The sequence below is a fragment of the Candidatus Tisiphia endosymbiont of Nemotelus uliginosus genome (genome assembly GCF_964264755.1).
GTDB lineage: Bacteria > Pseudomonadota > Alphaproteobacteria > Rickettsiales > Rickettsiaceae > Tisiphia.
This window is the reverse complement of record NZ_OZ183481.1, coordinates 15,699-38,643: the sequence shown is the minus strand read 5'-3', so window position 1 is coordinate 38,643 and position 22,945 is coordinate 15,699. Positions and strand designations below refer to the sequence as shown.

Here is a 22,945-nt window from a genome sequence, read left to right as displayed (position 1 = left end):
CAATTGACTATATACTCTAATTATCTTGAAGTAGAATTTAATGAGGAGATCTGTACACCATGCAAATACTTAAGAGTATCATCCCGATTATTATTATCTTACAAAACTTTTTTGCCTATGCAAATCATAAGGAGAATAATAATCAACTATCTAATCCCCTTGACACATATTTTACTCAATGCACTGAAGGGGTACATGATAAAGATAATTTGCTTGTTGATTGCTATTCATTGGAACCCTACCAATTTAGCCATGTAACTAAAAATGGACACCATAATATTACCGGTTTAGATATTGAATTAATCAATGCTATTAGTAGTAAAATTAACATTGGCATACAATATACTGATTCTGCCTGGGAACAAGTAATACCCAATATCCAACAAGGTAAAAGTGATATGGTGCCAGGACTTACTTATACCGATGAAAGAGCAGCCTTTGCCAATTTTTCTATCCCATATCGACTTGCAGAAATTTCCTTATTTACTTTACGTTCAGCAAGAAAACATTTACATTTTAATAATACGAATGAATTCTTAGCCCAGATACGTTTACTAAATTTTCGTCTTGGCATAACTAGAAAAGCTGTTTATGGCAATACCAGAACTACTGAATACCTAAATCAGGTGAGTAATAATGACATCATCATTAAATATGGCAGTAATGCAGAGCTATTTAAGGGGTTGCTACGTAATGAAATTGATGGGGTTCTTGCTGACAGGATTGCAGGGGTAGCTCTTACTTTAAACTATATAGAAAAAGATCAAATAGAAGAGATCCCTACTGGTATTAAAACCCCTGTACATTTAATGTTTAGTAAGAAAACCGTATCTCCTAATTTAGTATCCAGGTTTAACAATTCAATTAAAGAATTTATCAATAGCGATGAATATAAAAAAATTGTAGAAAGGTATAAATATAATATCCTACTGCTAAAATCTATCGATTCATCATGGTGTTATATTATTGGAGTTATAGGGAGTATAGCATTCGCAATTTCTGGTATCATTATATCAGCTAAAACAAATGCTACGTTTTTTGTTACTTTTGTATTAGCAATGTTACCATCCTTACTAGGATGTATTTTACTTGATATTGTAGTACACAGTGTTAATGTCAGTCTTATTTTAACTCCATATTATACTTGCCGTATTTTTATAACGGTGCTTATTGGTTTCTTTGCTATTAAATTACTAGCTTATTATAACAAGCAATTATATGAGGATGATTTTATCCAAAAAATACGCAATAATACTCTTATTGTTTGTGATTCCTTAGGGCAAACATCTTTTATGATAATTGGTGTTATAACTGTAATTGTACAAAAAATTGAACCATTAGAGTTCTGGGGACCATGTTTTGCCTGTTTGACTTCTAGTGTTGGTATAATATTCCGAAATCTAATTTGTCAACATGATAAAAATATCGAGTCTATACCTAGAGAAATTAATTTTGAAATATTAATATTGTGGGGTGCGATCTTTAGTATATTGTTAGATTCTTATGCTTATAAGCATGATTATAGTACAATAAAATACTCTATTATTACAGTATTTGTAGGAGCTTTTGTTAGTAGGCTTTTAGTTTACTACTATAATATCCCAAACTTAACTTTTCGTTCGGATAATACAGAAATTCCTACAGATAATATAAAAACAAACTAAATAAATAATGAAAATGATCGAGATAATGAACAAGTTTTTAAATATAATAATAGAAAACTGATGCCAACGGAGGTTTTTACAAATTTATTCAAGGAAGTTATATGTACAAATTTATAGATTTATTCTGTGGTATTGGTGGTTTTCGTATAGCTCTTGAAGAAAAAGGGATGGAGTGTGTTTTTTCATCCGATATTGATAAAGATGTGCAAGAAGCTTATAAAAGGAATTTTGGAGAAAAGCCCATGGGTGATATTTCTGAGATTTCTGAGCGAAAAATACCAAAACATGATATTTTATGTGCCGGTTTTCCTTGTCAACCTTTTAGTATCTCGGGTAAACAAAATGGTCTACATGATATAAATGGTAAATTATTTTATGAAATAATTAGAATTGCACAATATCATAAACCATTAATATTATTGCTTGAGAATGTTAAAAATATTATGAATATTGATGATGGTAATGTTATTAAAACGATAGATATAAAACTTGATGAATAGGATATAAAGTATACAGACATCTAATTAATGCGTCCTTGTTTGGTGTGCCGCAGGCAAGAGAACGTATTTATTTTGTTTGTATAAGAAAAGATATTGTAGGTGATATTAAGGTTAAATATTCACCACCACAGGAAACCAACAAAAAAATATACCTTGAGAATATACTGGAAAATAATGTCGATAAAAATTTGTTTATTGATAGAGATGATATAGTAATTGAAAAAGAGATTAAAGATAGAGAGCTAAGACCTTTACGAGTTGGTTATTTAAATAAAGGGGGGCAAGGTGAAAGGATTTATAGCCCATTAGGGCATTCAATTACATTATCAGCCTTTGGTGGTGGAGCTGGTGCAAGAACAGGTTTATACTATATAAACAATAATATACGCAGACTTTCAATTAGTGAATGCAAATCTTTAATGGGGTTTTCACAAAGTCATTATGTAACAGAAGGCTTAAAAGGATATCAACAACTTGGTAATGCTGTTATACCAAGAATGATTGGTAGTGTTTATGATTCAATTAAAATATTGTAGTTATGAATAATAGAAATGCATATATAGATAAAAATGTCGAAACTCTTTTTAAAAATTCAATTATTGATCGCACTGATGTAGTAAAGACAATTCAAAATGTCTTTGCTATTGATAGTAGATTGGTAACAGCCATAAATGAAAAACTTTAAATGAAGAGTCTTAAATGAAAATAGCTACTTGGAATATTAATTCTATAAGAATGAGACTACAACATTTACGTGACTTTCTAACGGAAGTAGATCCTGACATTGTTTTACTACAAGAAATAAAGTGTGAAACTGAGAAATTTCCTTTTGATGAATTATCGGACTTAGCGTATAATTTTTATGTGCATGGTCAGAAATCCTATAATGGGGTTGCTATTTTATCAAAATTTCCAGCTGATGAAGTGATAAAAGACTTTCCGGCGATTAATTGTACTGACCAAGCACGAATGATAGAAATCACTGTACAAACTCCAATAGGTTTCTGTAGTATCACTTCATTATATGCCCCTAACGGTTCATTGGTGGGTAGTGATAAATTTGAAATGAAATTAGGGTTTTATGACAGTTTAATTAATTACTTACAATCCAAGAAATCTCTTAATACTAAGATAATAATTGGAGGAGATTTTAATATTGCTCCTTTTGATATTGACGTATACTCAGCAAAAGAGTTGCAAAACACTACTTGTTTTACTAATGAAGAAAAGCAACGATTGAGAATTATTTTAAATTCTGGTTTTGAAGATTTATATAGATTATCAAACCCTACTAAGCAAGAATTCTCTTGGTGGGATTACAGAGCAGGTTGTTTTGAACAGAATAAAGGTATGCGTATTGATATGATACTTGCCTCGAGCAATGTTGCAGATTATTTAGATAATTGCTACATGTATTATAATTTACGAGCTAAAGTTAAACCTTCTGATCATATACCCGTTGTCGCCATCATTTAGCTAAATATATTAACCAGAGGTTTCATAATACTTCAGAAGCTATCTGCAGGTACGAATTTTTTTACAAGAGGTTTCTGAACATTATCTTTTTAATATTATACTAGCTATTTTTTTTGGTAGCATAAGTATATTCGCTAATATTTTTGCATACTTATTAAAATAATAGATATCATAAGTGTTTAGTATTTTATAAGTAAACAACCCTAGAGTATAAGGTGCTATTAATAAGTTTTTTATAAATAATTTGATATAACTAAAACATTTATCAAATTTAATATCTATTATTGTAACGAGTCTCATTTTTGATAAGTAATTATCTAATTCCCTACTTATATCATGAGAATTAATATCCCAATTAATTATATTATTAATATCTTTAACTTTCTTAAAAAATTCTAAATTAGCCTTGCTAAGAGGACTGACTTGCAAAATACGATCTCTATGACCTTTTAGCATAGGAAATAACATTTTATTCATTATTAATCGCTTATTATATAAGGTGTTATCATTAGTTTGCAAATAATTTAGAATATTGAGAATTATCTTTTCATGATCATGGATTTTAAATCCTGTTGCCGCAATGGATTGGGTAGGTCTGCCTATATAATATTTATAAAGTGGTATATCTAAATACAGAACCTGTTTAACATATTGTATAGCTTTCGCATTATATTCCATATCTACATAAAAACATTTTTCAGTTAGTATAATATTAGATTTCTTAAGAATATCAGTTTTATAAGTTGAAGTTGATAAAATTGGTCCCCAATAATCAAATTTTATTTGGTCAAGAATTAAGATTTGTTTAGACGGAAGATGGGTATAACAATCCTCACTTCTTATAGTACTATTAGCTAACATGTCATACGATAATTCATGTAAGATTAAATCAACATCGAACATATTTAAATATTTTAGGAAATTATCTAGCCCTTGAGTATCTACCCAATCATCTCCATCCACTATTTTAAAATATTTTGACTTAGTATGTTTAATACCAGTATTTACTGCTCCACCATGCCCCTTATTGCTTTGATTTATAAGTGTTACAATAGTTGGGAATTTATTTTGGTACTCTTCAGCAATTGATTGAGTGTTATCAGTTGAGCCATCATTTATGACTAATATTTCTAGTAAATGCTTATTCTCACAAGATAAAATAGAATTTAAGCATCTTGGTAAATAACGCTCAATATTGTAAACAGGAACACATATACATAATAATTTTATTTGCTCATGTTCTATAGGTTTAATATAAAATTCTTGTTCATTTTGAAATAATTGTAATTCTTTTTCCAAAATCATTTTACGTGAAAATTTAGAAGAAACATCATAAGACATTTTCTCGCTTAACTCTAAAAATCTATCTGGATTGTAAAATAAATCCTCAATAATATTGGCATAAGACTGCGGATTTTCTATATCATTACTTAAAGTACCATAAGAAGGATTGATAAACTCTGGGATGCCACAAACATTAGAACTAACTAACGCTAAACCAGAACTTACTCCTTCTAAAGAACTAACCCCCATACTATCAAGTCTTGTTGGATGGAATATTATACCACAATTTTTATGAAGCTCGCTAATTTGAGCATGAGTATGAAATCCTTGAATAAAATGCACATTAGACCATCGTATTTTTTCTGAGAAATCTTTAAATAATAAACCATCTCCATAAATAAAAAAGTTTAGTTGATTAAAAAATTCTTTATTCTGAAGAATATTGATGGTCTCTATTACTAGATCTAAAGCATAGTTATTGTAATTATCGAATTTTCTTAAAGTAAATATGTTTAACCTATCATCTGAAGATTTTTTAACATATTTAAATATATCAGTATCTATACCATTTGGAATTATGGCAAAATTATTGAAATTGGTATTTATATATTTCTCAGATTCTGCCTTTAACCAATTGCTTGCAAATATCCATTTTATATTTTTATTATTTGCATATTTTTTATACATTAAATCTTTTATTCTCATTTGCCAAGTCGTAATATAGGGATTATATGTCCCGTCATACGCCACACAAAATGATTCTTGATATCTGTAAAGTGCTTCCGCACAATGAATGTAACAATAAATTTTTATACCATGATAAAAAATTACACTATCAATAATATCTTGTAATTTCTCATTAATAAAATGAATTATAACTCTCTTAAAATTAGAATTAGTTATTATATTTTTTAAAAAACTTAAACTATTATAATAAACTTTTACACCATCAAATTCATTTACAAAACTATTATTATCATCATGACAAAAAACCTCTGGCTTAATATTATGATTGGTAAAAGCTTTAATAGAAGTATGAACAAAACCAAAATTATACAGGTTTGCAGAACTAGGATATCCAGGAGAAATTATCAATGTATCAGCTGTAGAAACAGGATTGTCAAATTTACTTTTTTTAGTTATGTAATAAGTAAATTGTTTTATTTTAACTTCTGTGTTAGCTTTTAAGGTAAGCACAATTTTAAAACATTCTAGATTAGATAAAGGGACTTCTAATTCTGAATTTAAAAACGTCAATTTTCTAGCAACTGTAAAGGATATTTCACCCTTAACCAAAGTTCCTTTATTAAGCAAACTAATAAATTGTTTCCCCTTAAATAGGACAAACTGCCTATCTATAGTTATAGATCTTAGTTCATTTGATGAGTTAATGATTGTGATATTATCATCTTCTTTATTATGTTTTACATATAAACCATTAAGTTTATTAGTTGGTAACGTAATAATTTTTTGTTTTAGGTCTATGGGGAGGGTCATTCTCAAATAATTATAAAGCTGTTATTTTAGTTAATGATTCTATATCTTCAAACTCCTTTAAAGCCCTTAATATTATATCATCCATATCATAATATCGATACTCAGCTAGTCTTCCGATCAGCCTTAGACTAGAAAAATTTTTAGCTATTTCTTTGTATTTATTAAACAATTCACTATTACAATCTTTGGGTATTGGATAATAAGGTATATCCTTCTCAGGGTTAGTTCTATCATATTCTTGTGGGTATTCATACATCAGTACTGTCTTCTTGTTATTAGGTACCCTCATAGTATGATTATACTCAGTAATCCTAGTATATAATTCGGTATTGGGGTAATTTACAGTAGTTACCCGTTGTAATAAAGCTTCATCATGTGTTTCAGTTGTGAATTTTAATGATCTGTACGGCAACTCCCCTAAATGATAATTAAACAATTCATCTATAGGACCAGTATATATTATATTACCTTCATATTTTTGCCCTTTAAAAAGGATGGCTTTATTATTAAGGTCTATTTTCAATAAATCTTTAGAATCGGTATTTAGTAGAATATCAATATTATCATGACTTAACATTTTCTCAAACATTGCCGTATAACCTTCAACTGGTAAAGCTTGAAATTTTTGTTGAAAATACCTATCATCATAGGAAATATGTACAGGAACTCTAGCCGTTATGGTCTCAAAATCCAAGTTTTCCGGTTTATCGCCCCATTGTTTTACTGTATAGTTCAAATATAATGTTTCAAATATAAAGTCCCCTAACGCTCTTATATCACCATCATCAAAATTTCTTAGCTTAGAAACGGATACTTTAGTCTCCATACCAAAGTTTACAATTAACTTATCTTTGTATAATAGGGCTTTTTCAACTGGAAATAGAAGTTGTAAAGAGGTTAGATTAAATGGTACTGGCACTAATTGATCGTTTATTTTAGCTAAAACTTTATGTTGGTATGGATACCAATGAGTAAAATTACTTAAATAATTTTTTACTTTATCTTCATTGGTGCGAAATAGATGGGGACCATATTTATGAACCAATATATTATTAACATCTTTATAATCATACATATTACCAGCGATATGGGGTCTTTTCTCTATGACCAACACCCTTTGGTTAAGTTGCGAGGCTATTCTTTCTGCAAGAATAGAGCCAGCAAAACCACTACCAACTATTATATAATCGTATATAATCATAAATTCGGGTTAAATAAATTTTAAAAATTACAACATAATGATTTATTTTGATAATATGTCAAGTGCGAATTGGATACATCTCACAATATTAAAGTATATTATATTTTGTACTGGCAGGTGTGTCAATATTATTGACTGACTATGATAAATACCATAAAGTAGAACTACTTTAGTTGTTGCAGATAGCTTCCTAGGTTGCTTTGAACGTTCACAATCCGATTAATAATAGGACACTATTACCAAGCATTCTCAATAATAATGGGTATACTGTAAGGTTTAATAATTATTAGATCAAATCTAACCTGATAATTTTGGTATTTAGGGTTAGAGCTTAAAAACATACTGGTAGCTCTTTTTATTCTCATCTGTTGATGAGTTGATAATATTCTATCATCAACGTCAGAACATCTTGCTTTTACTTCTATAAAAACAAGTTGTTTACCACGCAGAGCAATAATATCAATTTCGCCAACATAATATCTTTTACGATGATAGAGAATTTGATAAAATTTAATTTTGTAAATAATAATAGCTATATACTCAGCTATTAAACCAAGGGTAATCTTTCTCATAATAAAGTTAATTGACTTGAATCTGCATAATTATGCAAGTTTACAAATTTACTATTTAAATACTCAAATATTCCCTCATCTGAACCTTCCACTCCAAACCCTGAATTTTTTCGCCCAGCAAATGCTGCCTTGCAATTAGCAGGCAGCGAATCATTAATTGATACCATACCAAAATCAAGTTTTGTTGCCATTATTTGAGCTATGGCTATATTATTGCAATATATATAAGCTTGCAAACCATATTCCGTATTATTAGCTCTATTTATAACTTCTTGTATACTGCCAAATTTATAACATGCAAGAACGGGACCAAATATTTCTGTGCTAAAAATCTCCATATTATCCTGACAATTACTAATAATTGTTGGCTCAAAAAAATTACCATGAGCTTTACCTCCGCATAAGATTTCTCCACCTTTATTTTTAGCATCTTCAATCAATTTTAAAATCTTATCTATAGCTGCTTTATTAATCAACGGTCCTATAACTGATTCAGAATCAAAACCATCCCCTATTTTCAGATTAGCAAATTTTGTAGTAAGAATTTGTAAAAATTCATCATAAATTGCTTCTTCAATTAATATTCTGTTGGGCGAAGTGCAAGATTGTCCACTATTCCTTATCTTTCCTAATATAAGCTCACTGGCAGTCTTATCTAAATCAACACCACTTAATATAATAAATGGAGCATTACCGCCAAGTTCTAGAGATAAACGCTTAATAGTAGCACTAGAATTCTGATATAACATCTTTCCTACCCTCGTAGAACCAGTAAATGATAATTTACGAATTCTAAAATCATTACAAAATATTTGTCCAATATTATTGGCATCACCGGTGATAATATTTAGTACTCCAGCTGGTATCCCAGCATCATTTGCCAATTTAGCCAAAACCAATGCAGAAAAAGGTGTGAATTCCGATGGTTTAAGTATAACGCTACAACCAGCAGCTAATGCTGGAGCAACCTTTCTTGTTACCATGGCATTTGGAAAATTCCATGGAGTAATTGAACAAACCGTACCAATTGGCTCAAATTCGGTGATAATCTTGTGAGTTATTGATTTTCCAGGCTTTATTTTACCTTGAATGTTATGAATGTTACTAGCAAACCAATCAATAAAAGACGCACCATATAATACCTCAAGCTTTGCACCTTCTAATATTTTCCCCTGTTCTAAGGTAATTATATAGGCTAGTTGATCAATATTCTCTAATATTAAAGAATGCCATTTTCTTAATATAGTTATTCTTTGTTCAAAAGAAGTCTGCGACCAAATTTTAAAAGCTCTAACAGAACTGTCAATAGCACTAATAATTAAATCATTAGGCAAATTTGGTATCGACCCAACCACTTTATCATTGGCAGGATTATAAACTGATAACTGTTCTTGGCAATCTAGCCAATTTCCATCTATATAGTTTTTTTTATTAACAAAATCTAGTAATTGCATATTAAACATTAAACGACTTCCCACATCCACAACTACCTTTTTCATTCGGATTGTTAAAAGTAAAGCCAGATTTAAACTTACCTTCTACATAATCCATTTCACTTGCTAGAAGATACATTAGAGCTTTTGGGTCAATTAATATTCGTACACCTTTATCTTCTACCACCTCATCAAACTTATTTTTGATATCAGCATATTCTACATAATAAGATAGACCGGAACAACCACCAGATTTCACACCAATCCTAATACCAAAAGATGGTTTATCACGCCTGTCTATCAATCTCTTTATTTGTTGAGCTGCTGCCTCAGTCAATGACATAACATTTTTCATAATAATTACTATGAGTTTTTAGTTTTATAATCAAGTATTGCTGCTTTTATGGCATCTTCTGCCAATAAAGAACAATGGAGTTTTACTGGTGGCAAAGATAATTCCTTGGCTATCTCTGTATTTTTTATACTACCAGCCTCGTCAAGAGATTTACCCTTAACCCATTCCGTTACTAAAGAACTTGAAGCAATAGCAGAACCACAACCAAATGTTTTAAATTTTGCATCTGTAATAATTCCCTCTGCACTAACTTTAATTTGTAGCTTCATTACATCACCACAGGCAGGGGCTCCCACAAGACCTGTCCCAACATATGCATCATTTTTGTCTAATGATCCAACGTTACGCGGATTTTCGTAATGATCCAGTACTTTTAAACTATAACCCATGTTATTCCTATATTAATAATTATTCTACCTTAATACGTCTATACTCTCCTGCTTTGAAAGATTGTTTTTTTGAAAATATCAGGGACTCGCATACTAACATACGCTGCCATAGTCTAGGAGCCTGCCTCCTAGCCCATTATTTTCAAATCCAATTCTCCAAATCATTTGAGTATATATCTATAAATATAACAGATTTTTTTGACCCACTAATAGTTATTTGCATTATTTTTGCAATATTGCTTATTTTTTCATACCCTACAATTTTTTTTATTATTATGAAAATAACAAAAATTTTAAGGTATTATGCTATACATAGGCGTTATTACTAAAGTAACGCCTTGCTAATAAGCACCAGTTTACTGTACTTTCAATAGTTCATTGATTCTTGTAATAGATAATCTAGTCATTCTTGCTACTTCCTCAATAGAGTTACCATTGTTTATCATCATTTTTATTAATTTAGCTTCACCCTCGGCTCTACCCTCGGCTCTACCTTTGGCTTCTCCGATTTTAATACCATCCTGTAGCCCTATCTCTATCCCTTCTTCTTTCCATACTTGAGCTATACTAGGCATAAGTTCTTCTCCTTTTTCTTTAGTTAAACTATTTTTTAATATTTTTTCTAACTCTATTTTATCACTTTGCTCAATAAAGGTCAAAGTATAGCTCAATAGATTTCTTATATGGTCATGACCTATTGTTATTTTACTCAATTTAGGCAAGAGATAAGAGATTTCTTGCCATCTTTTCAGTAATTGACGTTCGTGGATGTGTTTGAGGAAAAATAACAAAATCCCAGACCATACTTTTTTCTTTAGCTCCTCATCGGGGATATCATGTACGTTAATAAGCTGACAATCATTTGTCCAAAAGCCTCTGGCTAAATCTGGATGGCTAAATAAATTCCATATATTGAGCGATGCGTTATATTTCTTCTTGCCATTATAAATTATTAGGGGATAAATTAATGGAAGACGTTTAGCTTTAGGATTAGTAGTTAAATATCGATCACAAATATTAATCATATATTTAAATAACCTAAATGCCATCATTTTATCAACAGTACTTTGATGTTCCAATAGCAAAAAAATATAGCCATCCTGATCATTAAACTTAACAGAAAATAATACATCTGAAATAGTTTCAGAAAGGTCTGACTCAATAAAACTATCTTTTTCTAATTTTAAAGATGTACTATCGATTAAAGCCAACACATCTTTAGGCAAATGAGTTGCCAAAAACTCTTTAGCAACTATAGGATTCTCCATAGATTTGCGAAAGATTTCGTCATGTTTTGGCTTGTCTAGAGTCATAATAAAATTTGCTTATATAGCTAATCTAATAATTCATTACTTACTGTACTTTCAGTAATTCCTTGATTTTAGTAATAGATAGTCCAGTAATTCTCGCTACTTCTTCAATAGAGCTACCATTGTTTATCATCATTTTTATTAATTTAGCTTCACCCTCGGCTCTACCTCTAGCTTCTCCTCTAGCTTCTCCTATGGCTTCTCCTCTAGCTTTACCTCTGGCCTCTCCGATTTTGATACCATCTTGGAGTCCGATTTGAATCCCTTCTTCTTTCCATACTTGAGCTATACTAGGCATAAGTTCTTCTCCTTTTTCTTTAGTTAAACTATTTTTTAATATTTTTTCTAACTCTATTTTATCATTTTGCTCAATAAAGATCAAAGTATACTGTAATAGATTTCTTATATGGTCATAGCCTATTGTTATTTTACTCAATTTAGGCAAGAGATAAGAAATTTCTTGCCATCTTTTCAGTAATTGACGTTCGTGGATGTGCTTAAGGAAAAATAACAAAATCCCAGACCATACTTTTTTCTTGAGTTCTTCATCAGGAATATCATGTACGTTAATAAGCTGACAATCATTTGTCCAAAAGCCTCTGGCTAAATCTGGATGGCTAAATAAATTCCATATATTAAGAGGTGCGTTATATTTCTTCTTGCCATTATAAAGTATTAGGGGATAAATTACTGGAAGGCGTTTAGCTTTATGATTAGTAGTTAAATATAGATCACAAATATTAATCATATATTTAAATAACCTAAATGCCATCATTTTATTAACAGTACTTTGATGCTCCAATAGCAAAAAAATATAGCCATCCTGATCATTAAACTTAACAGAAAATAATACATCAGAAATAGTTTCAGAAAGGTCTGGCTCAATAAAACTATCTTTTTCTAATTTTACAGTTGTGCTATCGATTAAAGCCAGCACATCTTTAGGCAAATGAGTTACCAAAAATTCTTTAGCAACTATAGGATTCTCCATAGATTTGCGAAAGATTTCGTCATGTTTTGGCTTGTCTAGAGTCATAATAAAATTTACTTATATATTCACCTTACCCACATCTATTAGCGAGAACACGTAGTGGTCGTGGCAATCCAAAAAAATCATTACTTTAGTTATTAGACCTCTTTCAAAACTCGCTTATGCTGAGGAATTTGAAGGAGACGCGGAACGCAGAACCGCAGCGTACTCTAGCATACGTGAGGATTCGAGTACCGCATCGACGTACAAATTACCAGCAGAAGTAGAGTTTTGAAAGAGGTCTATTGCAGACAGCCTCCTAGATTGCCTTATGCAGGGAGTCTAGTGTATTGCCCACTTAATTTGCTTTAAATTAACACCTTCTTGAACCATCTCCCAAAGAGGACTCAGTTCTCTTAACTTGTTAATTTTTGACTTTATTAACTCTACAGCATAATCTATTTCTTCTTTAGTGGTAAATCTACCAATACCAAACCTAATCGATGTATGTGCCATTTCTTCGTCAACCCCCATAGCTCTTAACACATATGATGGCTCCAGTGAAGATGAGGTACAAGCTGAACCAGATGAAACGGCTAAATCCTTAATAGCCAATATCATTGACTCCCCTTCGACATAAGCAAAACTTAAATTTAAATTTCCCTTATATCTATTATGCATATCACCGTTTAAATAGACATCAGCAATTTGTTTAGTAATATTATTATAAAATCTATCAAAAAGCTCTTCTACTAGTTTAGCATCTTGCGACATTTCCGATAGAGCTAATTCAGCTGCTGCCCCGAGTCCAACAATTAAAGGAGTTGGGAGAGTTCCAGAACGCATACCTCTTTCCTGCCCACCACCATTTAAAATTGGCACTAATCGTACCCTAGGTTTTTTTCTTACATATAAAGCTCCAATACCTTTGGGACCATAAATTTTATGCCCAGAAATACTTGCCAAATCAATGTTACAATCATTAACATCTATGGGGATTTTACCATATCCTTGGGCAATATCTGAGTGAAAGAATACGCCTAATTCCCGACAAATTTTGCCAATTTCTTTAATTGGCTGAATAACACCGATTTCATTATTTACCGCCATCACCGATACCAGCATAGTTTGGTCGGTTATGGCATTTCTTAATTGCTGTAAATCAATCAAGCCATTTGCCTGAATTGGCAAATATGTTACCTTAAATCCTTCATTTTCTAAATGCCGACAAGCATCTAAAACGCATTTATGTTCACTTATCACTGTTATTATGTGATTTTTCTTACTACCATAGAATTTAGCAATACCTTTTATCGCTAAATTGTTAGATTCAGTAGCACCAGAAGTAAAAACAATTTCTTTAGAATCAGCACCAATAAGCCTTGCCACTTTCTCTCTTGACATTTCTACAGCTTCTTCAGCTTCCCAACCAAAGGAATGACTCCTAGAGTGCGGATTACCAAATTTAGTAGTAAAATACGGCAACATACATTCTAGAACCCTTGGATCCATAGGGGTTGTTGATTGATAATCCATATAAATTGGTAGCGATTTACCAGTTAATTTTACTTGTTGTCTTAATTTTTCTAATTTATCCATTTGAGTATACTTCTTCAAACGCTTTAATAAATGTCACAACATCTTCAATAGTTTGTTGATAATCGAAACTGATTCTAATCGAAGACCTAGCATCTTCCTCACTAACCCCCATAGAAGATAACACATGTGACTTGCCAACTTTTCCTGATGAACAGGCAGAGCCGGAACTCACCGCTATACCCCTTAAATCAAAAGCTATCAACTTAGTTTGTGCATCAGTTTCTGGCACAATCATCAAGGTAGTATTAGGTAGTCTTTCAACATTCTTTGACACTATTTTAACATTTTTATAGTTAAGTAAATTCTGCTCCAAATATGTTTGTAATTTCTTCATTTTATTATATCTATCTGCTAGCTCATTAGTAACTATTGATGATGCAAGCCCGAACGAGGCAATTGCCAGCACATTTTCTGTACCTGAGCGAATATTCCTCTCTTGCCCTCCGCCAATCATCATCGCTTTAAGCGTATTTCCTGCCTTAACAATCAACGCACTACTACCCTGCATTCCTCCTAATTTGTGAGCTGATATAGTAGCAAAATCAACAGCTAGTTCTTTAATATTGACCGGTATTTTGCCAACTGCTTGCACGCAATCACTATGAAATACCGCTCCATATTTTTGGGCAATTTTAACTAGCTGCTGTATGTTTTGTACAACACCACTTTCATTATTAGCCAACATCACAGAGACTAGCTTTTTACTAGCTTGACTAGTTGATAATAATTGCTCTAAATGTTCAATATCAACAATGCCATCACTATCAACGCGGATAATTTTAATATTATCCCGATATTTAGTGTGATCAAAGATCGATAAATGCTCTATACTAGAAACAAAAATTTCTCCATCGTAATAATTATTCATCAGCAAATTATTACTCTCTGTACCAGAGGAAGTAAAAATTACCTGATATTCCCTAGAATTTATATCAGCTCCAACAGATTTCGCAACCTGCTGCCTAGCTATTTCTACTAAACTTCGAGCATAACGCCCCTTTGTATGAATAGAAGACGGATTATAATAGGTCTCTATCATCAAATTCTCCATCAGCTCCTTAACCTTAGGATGAATGTTAGTAGTAGCATTATGATCTAAATATAACATAAATTTTCAGCCCACTAATACAAAAGTTGTAAAAAAATAATTTTTATATTAGTTAATATAGGAAGTCAAGTATACCTAAAGCATATCAGCTATCGAAATAGTATCAAAATAATCCCTTATATGCCGACTTAAACCCAACCATAAATGATGGGCGTTACATTGCACTTTATTAGGTACGCAACTATTTCCAGATTTCCCTAAACATCTGGTCATTTCGATATTCTCATCTACCGCATCAATAATATTAGTAATCCTGATTTTATCTAATTTTTCATTAATGATATAACCACCTTTTCGACCTTTAGCTGATCTAACTATGTTAGCTTTCTTCAGTTTTGCAAAAATTTGCTCCAAATAATTAACCGGTATATGTTGTTTTGCTGAAATTTCAGCCAAGGTAACAGGCGTATCCGACATTTGTGATGCAATTTCTAAGATTGCCATCACCGCATATCGCCCTTTTGTAGTTAATTGCATACAAACGACTCCACCATTATAACATATATCTTATAATATCCTACCAATTTAGTCAAGTATTCTATTAACAAAAAAATCCAATTGACAGTAGCGAAATTAGTAACTAAACTTTACTTATTAGGAGGTTGTTTGCGATAATTAATAAATCAATAATCATATTATAAATTTTAAAATGGAGAGTAACCCATGTCTAAGAATCAAGATAATTATGAAACAGCAGAAGCAGAAATACAAGAATATGAGGAATTTTTTACCCCTTTAGAAGATATCCGAGCAAAGTTTGAGAAAAAGTCAGTAGAGGAAATCCGAGACTCTAGCATATTAGAGTTGGCTCAGTATTTTTGTGCTGCTTATAAACTCATCGAAAAGTATCAAATACAGAGCCAAAATCTTTCCGATTCCAGCAACGACAGTGAGGAGACAAAACACGCAGCGTATATATATCTACAACAACACAGCAAACCTGATACAGACAAGTTTATAGCAGCCTTTAATGGGCTGAAAACTAAACTCCAAGTAGTACTAAACAGTAATTATGGTAATTCTGATATTAATGAGTCTTTCAAAACTTGGATAGCAGCAACTAAAGGGTGTCTGAATAATGTACAGAAAGAAGATTTTAATGCTTTTTTTAGCGAAATACCAGAAACAGACAAACCTTCAATTGAAAAAGAGATATTCCTTATGGTTCTTGCTGTTAATGAACTCGTAGAAAATCCTATTTACCAAAAATCTATGGAAAAGATTATCATAACAGATATTCCGAGAAAACAAGAACCTACTATTGAGATATGCGATAAAGAATTATCAGAAAAAATAGCTGCATCTAATATAACAGAGAAGATGTTGCCAATTTTGGATAATACTTTGGATATTGTACCTATAACTGGTGATAATTCTGATTCTGATGACAATGTTTAGCTTAACTGGTTGATGAAACCTAAGTAAAGTAATTAATTAGTTATCGTAGGTAGCCTCCTAGCATAGTACTACAATTTTTATTCTATAAGTATTAAACAGCATAAAAACGTCATTGCGAGGAGGCGTAAGCCGATGAAACAATCAAATTAATATACTTCATGCATAAGTCAATCTAGTTGGTGATTTTGTCGTCGAAACTCGCCTCCGCTCCGTAACAATCGTCTATGTACGCAAAGGTAGTAGGCTTAGTTTCTCCTAAAAATCCCGAGGGTTTTTTGACTTATGCAGGAAGTCTAATAACTCCTTAAAGGCTTATTGCCAAATACGATCATATATTCAGACAATTATCGTATAAATATATCAAATTTGATGTATACATGATATATATAGCATCTTACTTCAAAAATTATCCTAAATGCGAATTTTCTGCAATTTATTGATTATTAAAATTATTATTTTATTGCCGGTTTGTGGTTTGGCACAAGTTAAACAGCAAGGAATAAACAAACAGTTTAGCTTTTTGTCAACAGATTATGTTGAATATAACCACAAGGAACAATTTATTTATGCTAAAGGTAATGTTCAAATTATATTGGATAGTTACTTTCTAACAGCTAATTCCTTGATTTACGATATAGAACAAGATACATTATGGGCTGAGGGGAATGTTAAAATTATAGATCAGCAAAATAGAGTTATTTTGGGAGAATTTGTTATATTAAAAGATAAGTTAAAGGCAGGAATAATTTCAGATTTTATTTTATATTTTGGTGATAATACTCTTTTAGCAGCAAAATTAGCGGAAAGAGTTAATAAAGATGTTTTTCGTTTGCATAATAGTACCTTTACCCCATGTAAAATACTATGCAACCAAAAACCTATTTGGCAAGTTTCTGCCAAAAATACTGAAATAGATATTAATAAGAACATAATGGTTTATAAGCATCTATTTTTTGAGATATATGGTGTCCCAATCTTCTATACACCATATTTTTCTCACCCAACACCTAAGGCTCCTGCAAAATCAGGAATATTGATGCCTGAATGGCGGGATAACGCTTTGGGGATACCACTATATTATAGAGCTAAATCCAATCTAGATTTTACTCTAACTCCTAGGTTTTTTTGGAAAAAACATGATACTACATATACGATTTTTGAACTAGAAACTCGTTACAAACCAAATGAAAGTGATTATATATCTTTAGATGCTAACTATGGTAAAGTACCCTACTCTTTAAATGATGGTGATATAACGATAAAAAACACTAAGGTAAACTCATATTATCTATTAAGCAATGGTAACTTCATCAAGAATGATTATCGATACGGATTTAGGCTGGAACGTACTTCTGATAAAGCTTACTTAAAAAACTATTATAATAATTATACTTCATATTTGACATCTAAGTTATATTTGGAACATGTCAATAATTACAATTACTCATTAGTGGAGGGAATGTATTTTGAAGGATTGGGAATAAATGATTCTAGTAGTACCAGTCCATTAATTTTCCCCAAGGTCAGAACCAAGAATGTTATACCTTTAAATGATGATGAAACTACTAACCTAGTCGTTGAGAATAATGCATTAATCTATAAAGAAAAAAGCGGAAGAGAACTAGGGCAAGTTGCATTACAACTGGCAGTAGATAATAATTTCTTAACTTCATCTGGTCATTTATTTAATGTTACCTTGCGGAATAGAGCAGATGTCTATTTTATTAATCACCTATATTTAAATGATTATAGGACTAACAAGGTTCTCACTAGAAATATACCAGAAATTCAAAATACTTGGCGTTATCCATTAGTTGGATCAATCTTTGATAAAGCTAGCCTGTTTGTTGAACCAATTATATCAGCAACTATCGGACGTAAACATAATTCTAATAAGAAATTTTCTTTTATCGATCCGTCAAAATATGAACTATCAGAAAATAATATATTCAGTTCGAATCGCTATAGTGGTATAGATTACCATGAATTTGGCAATAGATTAAGTTATGGTGTTAACTCTTCTATACTTTCAGAACAAAATTATTCAAGTGTATTTCTAGGACAAACCTATAATACTAATCTTATTAATAGTAAATCTGTTGATAATATTGAAAATGTTGGAAGAATTTCCAGTAGTCTTTCTGATAAAATAGAATTGTTCTATAGATTTAGAAAAAGTAAGAATTTTAAGCCCATTAGAGATGAATTAGGTGGAAGCCTTAATTCTAAGACAATTCAGTTAACTGCTGGATTTGTTCGGATTTTAAATTTACGGAAATATTATTCTACAGATGAATTAATTGATAGCAAAGTAAGACAACTTTATTATAATCTCACTTATCAATTAGCAGAAAATTGGTCCATTGCCTATGATATGAGAATAGATTGGTCAAAAGACAAAATAAATATTCTTTCTAAGAGTATCCAGGTGACATACTTGAATGATTGTGTTAGAATAGCCGGAAAACTTTCAGACAATTATATGGGAGATAGTAGTCGGGGGATAAAAAAGACTTTTGCTGTTCCTACTATTTCTGTAGGTTTAAAAATATTAAATATGTGAGCCTAAAATATGAAGAAGTTAAATATGAAGCATTTATTTTGTTTAGTTACCATCATTTTTAATCTAACTATAGCAAAAGCAGAGTTATCTAATATAGTTGCATTAGTTAATAATGAACCAATTACCTTACATGAATTTCTAGCTAGAAAACACATGATTATGGCACTTAACAATATTCCTAATCCTGATTCTCAAACAAATAAGCAACTTGATAAGATTGCAATTAACAGCATGATTGATGATGTATTACTTTATCAATCTGTAAACGGTAAAAAAAGTTCTGATAGTGAGATAAATGAGTCTATAGAAACCATCGAGCAACGTAATAAAATGCCAAAAGGGCAGTTAATTACGTTTTTGAAAAGTAAATCTGTAGATATTAATAATTTTAAATCCCAGATAGGTGCCGAAATTATCAAAATGAACATTTTATCTAGTATTTCAAGATCAGTTGCTATTAGTGCAAAAGAAGTTAATGATATAATATTAGCGACAAATTCAAAAGATGCGGAAGTATCAGCACAGATTTTTACTTCACAAGATAAAGATGATAAAACTTTGCATAAGATGTGTGATTTACAAAAACGTCTTAAAAATTGTTCTGATGTCAAAGAATCTTTATATAAAGATTTTTCTACATTAGAGGTAATTAATCAGAATTTAAGTACTCTAGATTCTACGCTGCAAACAATTTTCAGAGATTTAAATACAGGAGAAAAAAGTAATGTTTTCGAGATGCAAGATGGATTTAAATTAATCTTAATGTGCGACAAAAAGATGATTAATGTTACTAGCGATGAAAATAATTACGTAGTAAATTTGTTAGCTAATAAGAAAATGTCGCAAAAAGCACAAAAATACTTTGAAGATATGCGTAAGAAAGCATATATCAAAATAATGCTACCTTTGTGATACACTCAAATAATTTGAGTGCTTTACCTTCAATTGCAAAGCATGCTAGCAAACATGGTATTGCTCCTATTAAGAAATATGGTCAAAATTTCATTTTTGATAGTAGCCTATGTGATAAAATAGTTCGAGTTAGTGGACTGCAAGAAAATGATTTGGTCTTAGAGATTGGTCCTGGTACAGCTGGACTCACTAGAGCTATCCTTGCCTGTAACCCTAAATCTTTAACTGTCATTGAAACTGACGTTAGATGTATACCTTTACTTATGGAAATAAGAGAACTGTCCCCTAATCTGCACATTATTCATTCGGATGCTACTAAATTTGATCTATCAGCTTTAAGTACTAACAAAATAACTATTATTTCAAACTTACCTTACCAAATAGGTACAGAGTTAATCATAAAATGGTTAAAAAAATTACCATTAATAAGTAGTATGACTTTAATGCTGCAAAAGGAGGTTGTAGACCGAATATGTGGTAAAGTTGGTACAAAATCCTATGGAAGATTATCAATAATATGTCAGTTACTTTGTTCAGTTGAAAAATGCTTTGATGTTAATCCGCAAGCTTTCTACCCTGCACCAAAAGTTCATTCTGCTATAGTTAAACTCGTGCCTTATAACAACAATGTATTAACAGCTGAACTAATTGGAAAAGTTGAGTTAATCACTAGACTAGCCTTTGGCAAGCGACGTAAAATGATTAAATCATCTTTAAGAACACTAACTTCGTGTATAGAAGATTTGCTAGCAGAATTAAAAATTGATAATTCTTCGCGATCTGAAAATTTATCACCACAAGATTATTTATCTTTAGCAAAATTATATTCAAATGAATTACTATATAGCTAGCTTGTTACGTTTCTTGCCATTCTTATCTACACCGTAAATTTAAAAAATTCTTTTTGCAATATCTATACCAATTGTAGTAATCTCCATCTTGGGTTTATTCCTATTTCTAGAAGATTAGTATATGCTTCTCTTTCTGTAAGTTGGGTATATCCATTACGTTACTTAAGTTTTATGTCCCAATTCTTTAAATTATTTGAGCATATATCATGCCAAATTATTTTGGAAATTATGACAAAGATTTTCAATTGCTTGCTCATAAGCAATAAGCTCCGGTATAGTCCAATTAAACCGGACAAAAATATCATATGCATTATTTATCTCAGTATTAATATCGGCAATTCTTACATTAGAGAATAACTTCCTTATTAACTTTGTTTCCTGCGTTCTTTTATATTCATCATGGTTTGCTGTACCAAATTCTGCTATATTATGCATCTCTCTGGTTCGTATTTGTATTTCTATGTTACGTTTACAGATATCAACTACAGCTATGACATGCAAAGAACGGTAACCATTATTCTTAGGATTATCAATATAATTTTTAGACTTTTCTATATTAACAGAATAGATACTATAAATAATATCTAATACTTTATAACAATCTTCTTGTTTGTCAACTATAACCCTAAAAGCAACTAGGTCAGTTAATTCTTTCAAAGCAATAGTCTTTCGTAATACCTTCTTTAAAATAGAATAAGGGTCTTTTAATCTGTAATATACTTCAGCTACTATGTCATTTTCATACAGTTTAGTACTAATAGCACCCATGATATTACGTAAATCGTTAGCATTTGTATCTTGCATAATTGATACTCTAGAAAGTCATGTAGTGAATTTGTTTAAAAATATTAGAAAGGAAACCCTTTAATTATAACATACTAATGTTATCATATAATAATTGGTTTATCAATTATTATTAAAAGATCGTCAATATGAAATTGGTTGTTTACTTAAAACTTATGATGTAAGTAGACGATGAATTTACTGATACGGCTACAATGCTTATAACTCTAAAACGTAAATCGTAACTGTATGGTGCCACCATATTGATTGTTATTACAAAATTTATTATATCTATCATTATAACTAATATTTACCTATATGTTAAGTGTCGTTACTAGAAATGATTCGGTCTATTTTGAGATGGGAAATTACCAAGAAGCAGTTAAAAATTATGACAAAGCAATACAACTATGTAAAGATGATTCTAAAGTAACGCGAGTTGCCAATTAATTTTGGTTATAAAAGGCTTCTATTGGAAGTAAATTATTGTTTTTATTAAAATAAAATTAGTTGACTATTTAATTTAAGTTATATTTATTCTTATCCCGTATCCGTGTCTTGAGATTCTACTATTGACCTAATAAGTTCAACTATTTTTTGTCTAATCTGCTGATTTTGAATTCTGGTAAATACTTTAATAAGATAGGATAATTCTTTTCCTGTATTGTATTTTAAAGGTACTAAATATTCTACCTTATCCTCTGCAATAATATCATTCAAAAACCTATTATCATCTTGTGTATCAAATAGGTAATCATCTGATGTATCAGTATCTTCATCTGTATCAAGAAAATACTTGATAGATACATTTAATAATTTTGCAAAAAAATACAATATACTACCAGCTATCGGGGTAGTAGCATCTTCATATTTTTGTATCTGCTTTACACTAAGATTAATAGCTTCACTCAATTCTTGTTGGCTTATACCCAACATTATACGACGTTTTTTTAAACGCATACCTATAATTAAGTTTATTTTTTCTTTTGGTTTATTAGATTCATCCATTATGATAATAATTTAATACTTATCTATCTATTTCAACTAATAATAATACAAAGCTATAGCTTAATCAAGTAA

Annotated in this window: 21 protein-coding genes and 1 pseudogene; 9 read left to right on the top strand and 13 right to left on the bottom strand. The window is 30.7% G+C overall.

Going from position 1 to position 22,945, the window contains the following annotated elements; translation table 11 throughout:
• Positions 1-59: 59 nt before the first annotated feature.
• The 4 genes and pseudogenes from ACFELW_RS00190 to xth all read left to right on the top strand — a co-directional run bounded on the left by ACFELW_RS00190 (position 60) and on the right by xth (position 3,640).
• On the top strand, positions 60-1,664 hold the full coding sequence (locus ACFELW_RS00190) for a transporter substrate-binding domain-containing protein (protein WP_375330081.1): 1,605 nt from the start codon (positions 60-62) through the stop codon (positions 1,662-1,664).
• A gap of 101 nt (positions 1,665-1,765) precedes the next feature.
• Positions 1,766-2,700 (top strand): annotated as a pseudogene (locus tag ACFELW_RS00185) (DNA cytosine methyltransferase).
• Positions 2,701-2,702: 2 nt separating this feature from the next.
• Entirely contained in the window at positions 2,703-2,849 is a 147-nt protein-coding gene (locus ACFELW_RS00180) for a hypothetical protein (RefSeq protein WP_375330080.1), read from the top strand.
• A gap of 14 nt (positions 2,850-2,863) precedes the next feature.
• A complete protein-coding gene (gene xth / locus ACFELW_RS00175; protein ID WP_375330079.1) occupies positions 2,864-3,640 on the top strand; it encodes an exodeoxyribonuclease III in 777 nt (258 codons plus the stop codon).
• Positions 3,641-3,721: 81 nt separating this feature from the next.
• Here the strand turns inward: xth and ACFELW_RS00170 are convergent, their stop codons facing one another.
• The 11 genes from ACFELW_RS00170 to ACFELW_RS00115 form a co-directional block, all read right to left on the bottom strand.
• Positions 3,722-6,421: a glycosyltransferase gene (locus tag ACFELW_RS00170; protein WP_375330078.1), complete on the bottom strand. Its 2,700-nt coding sequence runs from the start codon at positions 6,419-6,421 to the stop codon at positions 3,722-3,724.
• Positions 6,422-6,431: 10 nt separating this feature from the next.
• Entirely contained in the window at positions 6,432-7,622 is a 1,191-nt protein-coding gene (gene glf, locus ACFELW_RS00165; protein WP_375330077.1) for a UDP-galactopyranose mutase, read from the bottom strand.
• A 236-nt stretch (positions 7,623-7,858) separates the two neighbouring features.
• On the bottom strand, positions 7,859-8,194 hold the full coding sequence (locus ACFELW_RS00160) for a YraN family protein (protein ID WP_094649770.1): 336 nt from the start codon (positions 8,192-8,194) through the stop codon (positions 7,859-7,861).
• Entirely contained in the window at positions 8,191-9,648 is a 1,458-nt protein-coding gene (locus ACFELW_RS00155) for an NAD-dependent succinate-semialdehyde dehydrogenase (protein WP_341759908.1), read from the bottom strand. The genes ACFELW_RS00160 and ACFELW_RS00155 overlap by 4 nt, the downstream gene beginning before the upstream one ends.
• Before the next feature lies 1 nt (position 9,649).
• Complete coding sequence (locus ACFELW_RS00150) at positions 9,650-9,982, bottom strand: HesB/IscA family protein (protein ID WP_094649772.1); 333 nt, start codon at positions 9,980-9,982, stop codon at positions 9,650-9,652.
• 8 nt (positions 9,983-9,990) lie between these two features.
• Entirely contained in the window at positions 9,991-10,371 is a 381-nt protein-coding gene (gene iscU / locus ACFELW_RS00145; protein WP_094649773.1) for a Fe-S cluster assembly scaffold IscU, read from the bottom strand.
• Positions 10,372-10,727: 356 nt separating this feature from the next.
• Positions 10,728-11,684: an Rpn family recombination-promoting nuclease/putative transposase gene (locus ACFELW_RS00140; protein WP_375330076.1), complete on the bottom strand. Its 957-nt coding sequence runs from the start codon at positions 11,682-11,684 to the stop codon at positions 10,728-10,730.
• 40 nt (positions 11,685-11,724) lie between these two features.
• Positions 11,725-12,717, bottom strand: a complete 993-nt coding sequence (locus ACFELW_RS00135) for an Rpn family recombination-promoting nuclease/putative transposase (protein WP_375330075.1) — start codon at positions 12,715-12,717, stop codon at positions 11,725-11,727.
• Between the two features lie 276 nt (positions 12,718-12,993).
• The gene (locus ACFELW_RS00125; protein WP_375330074.1) at positions 12,994-14,250 is read right to left on the bottom strand and encodes an IscS subfamily cysteine desulfurase; all 1,257 of its coding nucleotides are present in this window, start codon (positions 14,248-14,250) and stop codon (positions 12,994-12,996) included.
• Positions 14,243-15,358 carry a cysteine desulfurase family protein gene (locus ACFELW_RS00120; RefSeq protein ID WP_094649487.1) on the bottom strand — a complete coding sequence of 372 codons (1,116 nt, stop codon included), beginning with the start codon at positions 15,356-15,358 and terminating at the stop codon, positions 14,243-14,245. Before ACFELW_RS00120 ends, ACFELW_RS00125 begins: the two co-directional genes overlap by 8 nt.
• 75 nt (positions 15,359-15,433) lie before the next feature.
• Positions 15,434-15,835 carry an Rrf2 family transcriptional regulator gene (locus tag ACFELW_RS00115; protein WP_341748629.1) on the bottom strand — a complete coding sequence of 134 codons (402 nt, stop codon included), beginning with the start codon at positions 15,833-15,835 and terminating at the stop codon, positions 15,434-15,436.
• Positions 15,836-16,021: 186 nt separating this feature from the next.
• Here ACFELW_RS00115 and ACFELW_RS00110 point away from each other — a divergent pair, with 186 nt between their 5' ends.
• The 4 genes from ACFELW_RS00110 (at position 16,022) to rsmA (ending at position 21,082) form a co-directional block, all read left to right on the top strand.
• Positions 16,022-16,756 (top strand): hypothetical protein, encoded by a 735-nt coding sequence (locus tag ACFELW_RS00110; protein WP_375330073.1) that lies wholly within the window; start codon positions 16,022-16,024, stop codon positions 16,754-16,756.
• 415 nt (positions 16,757-17,171) lie between these two features.
• Positions 17,172-19,319, top strand: coding sequence for an LPS-assembly protein LptD (locus tag ACFELW_RS00105; protein WP_341759542.1), 2,148 nt, complete (start codon positions 17,172-17,174; stop codon positions 19,317-19,319).
• 24 nt (positions 19,320-19,343) lie between these two features.
• Positions 19,344-20,231, top strand: a complete 888-nt coding sequence (locus tag ACFELW_RS00100) for a hypothetical protein (RefSeq protein ID WP_375330544.1) — start codon at positions 19,344-19,346, stop codon at positions 20,229-20,231.
• A 14-nt stretch (positions 20,232-20,245) separates the two neighbouring features.
• Positions 20,246-21,082 (top strand): 16S rRNA (adenine(1518)-N(6)/adenine(1519)-N(6))-dimethyltransferase RsmA, encoded by an 837-nt coding sequence (rsmA, locus tag ACFELW_RS00095; protein ID WP_375330543.1) that lies wholly within the window; start codon positions 20,246-20,248, stop codon positions 21,080-21,082.
• 204 nt (positions 21,083-21,286) lie between these two features.
• Here the strand turns inward: rsmA and ACFELW_RS00090 are convergent, their stop codons facing one another.
• Positions 21,287-21,886, bottom strand: coding sequence for a bifunctional (p)ppGpp synthetase/guanosine-3',5'-bis(diphosphate) 3'-pyrophosphohydrolase (locus tag ACFELW_RS00090; protein WP_375330072.1), 600 nt, complete (start codon positions 21,884-21,886; stop codon positions 21,287-21,289).
• 297 nt (positions 21,887-22,183) lie between these two features.
• Here ACFELW_RS00090 and ACFELW_RS00085 point away from each other — a divergent pair, with 297 nt between their 5' ends.
• Positions 22,184-22,315 carry a tetratricopeptide repeat protein gene (locus ACFELW_RS00085; protein WP_341759539.1) on the top strand — a complete coding sequence of 44 codons (132 nt, stop codon included), beginning with the start codon at positions 22,184-22,186 and terminating at the stop codon, positions 22,313-22,315.
• Positions 22,316-22,405: 90 nt separating this feature from the next.
• Here the strand turns inward: ACFELW_RS00085 and ACFELW_RS00080 are convergent, their stop codons facing one another.
• On the bottom strand, positions 22,406-22,873 hold the full coding sequence (locus ACFELW_RS00080) for a helix-turn-helix domain-containing protein (protein ID WP_375330071.1): 468 nt from the start codon (positions 22,871-22,873) through the stop codon (positions 22,406-22,408).
• Between the last annotated feature and the right edge of the window lie 72 nt (positions 22,874-22,945).

Coding starts and splice junctions, on each gene's coding strand:
- ACFELW_RS00100 (WP_375330544.1), top strand. CDS start 19,344: ATGAAGCATTTATTTTGTTTAGTTACCATCATTTTTAATCTAACTATA.
- ACFELW_RS00080 (WP_375330071.1), bottom strand. CDS start 22,873: ATGGATGAATCTAATAAACCAAAAGAAAAAATAAACTTAATTATAGGT.
- ACFELW_RS00180 (WP_375330080.1), top strand. CDS start 2,703: ATGAATAATAGAAATGCATATATAGATAAAAATGTCGAAACTCTTTTT.
- ACFELW_RS00090 (WP_375330072.1), bottom strand. CDS start 21,886: ATGCAAGATACAAATGCTAACGATTTACGTAATATCATGGGTGCTATT.
- glf (WP_375330077.1), bottom strand. CDS start 7,622: ATGATTATATACGATTATATAATAGTTGGTAGTGGTTTTGCTGGCTCT.
- ACFELW_RS00125 (WP_375330074.1), bottom strand. CDS start 14,250: ATGGATAAATTAGAAAAATTAAGACAACAAGTAAAATTAACTGGTAAA.
- ACFELW_RS00170 (WP_375330078.1), bottom strand. CDS start 6,421: ATGACCCTCCCCATAGACCTAAAACAAAAAATTATTACGTTACCAACT.
- ACFELW_RS00155 (WP_341759908.1), bottom strand. CDS start 9,648: ATGCAATTACTAGATTTTGTTAATAAAAAAAACTATATAGATGGAAAT.
- ACFELW_RS00115 (WP_341748629.1), bottom strand. CDS start 15,835: ATGCAATTAACTACAAAAGGGCGATATGCGGTGATGGCAATCTTAGAA.
- ACFELW_RS00150 (WP_094649772.1), bottom strand. CDS start 9,982: ATGAAAAATGTTATGTCATTGACTGAGGCAGCAGCTCAACAAATAAAG.
- ACFELW_RS00120 (WP_094649487.1), bottom strand. CDS start 15,358: ATGTTATATTTAGATCATAATGCTACTACTAACATTCATCCTAAGGTT.
- ACFELW_RS00105 (WP_341759542.1), top strand. CDS start 17,172: ATGCGAATTTTCTGCAATTTATTGATTATTAAAATTATTATTTTATTG.
- iscU (WP_094649773.1), bottom strand. CDS start 10,371: ATGGGTTATAGTTTAAAAGTACTGGATCATTACGAAAATCCGCGTAAC.
- ACFELW_RS00085 (WP_341759539.1), top strand. CDS start 22,184: ATGTTAAGTGTCGTTACTAGAAATGATTCGGTCTATTTTGAGATGGGA.
- ACFELW_RS00160 (WP_094649770.1), bottom strand. CDS start 8,194: ATGAGAAAGATTACCCTTGGTTTAATAGCTGAGTATATAGCTATTATT.
- ACFELW_RS00190 (WP_375330081.1), top strand. CDS start 60: ATGCAAATACTTAAGAGTATCATCCCGATTATTATTATCTTACAAAAC.
- ACFELW_RS00135 (WP_375330075.1), bottom strand. CDS start 12,717: ATGACTCTAGACAAGCCAAAACATGACGAAATCTTTCGCAAATCTATG.
- xth (WP_375330079.1), top strand. CDS start 2,864: ATGAAAATAGCTACTTGGAATATTAATTCTATAAGAATGAGACTACAA.
- ACFELW_RS00110 (WP_375330073.1), top strand. CDS start 16,022: ATGTCTAAGAATCAAGATAATTATGAAACAGCAGAAGCAGAAATACAA.
- ACFELW_RS00140 (WP_375330076.1), bottom strand. CDS start 11,684: ATGACTCTAGACAAGCCAAAACATGACGAAATCTTTCGCAAATCTATG.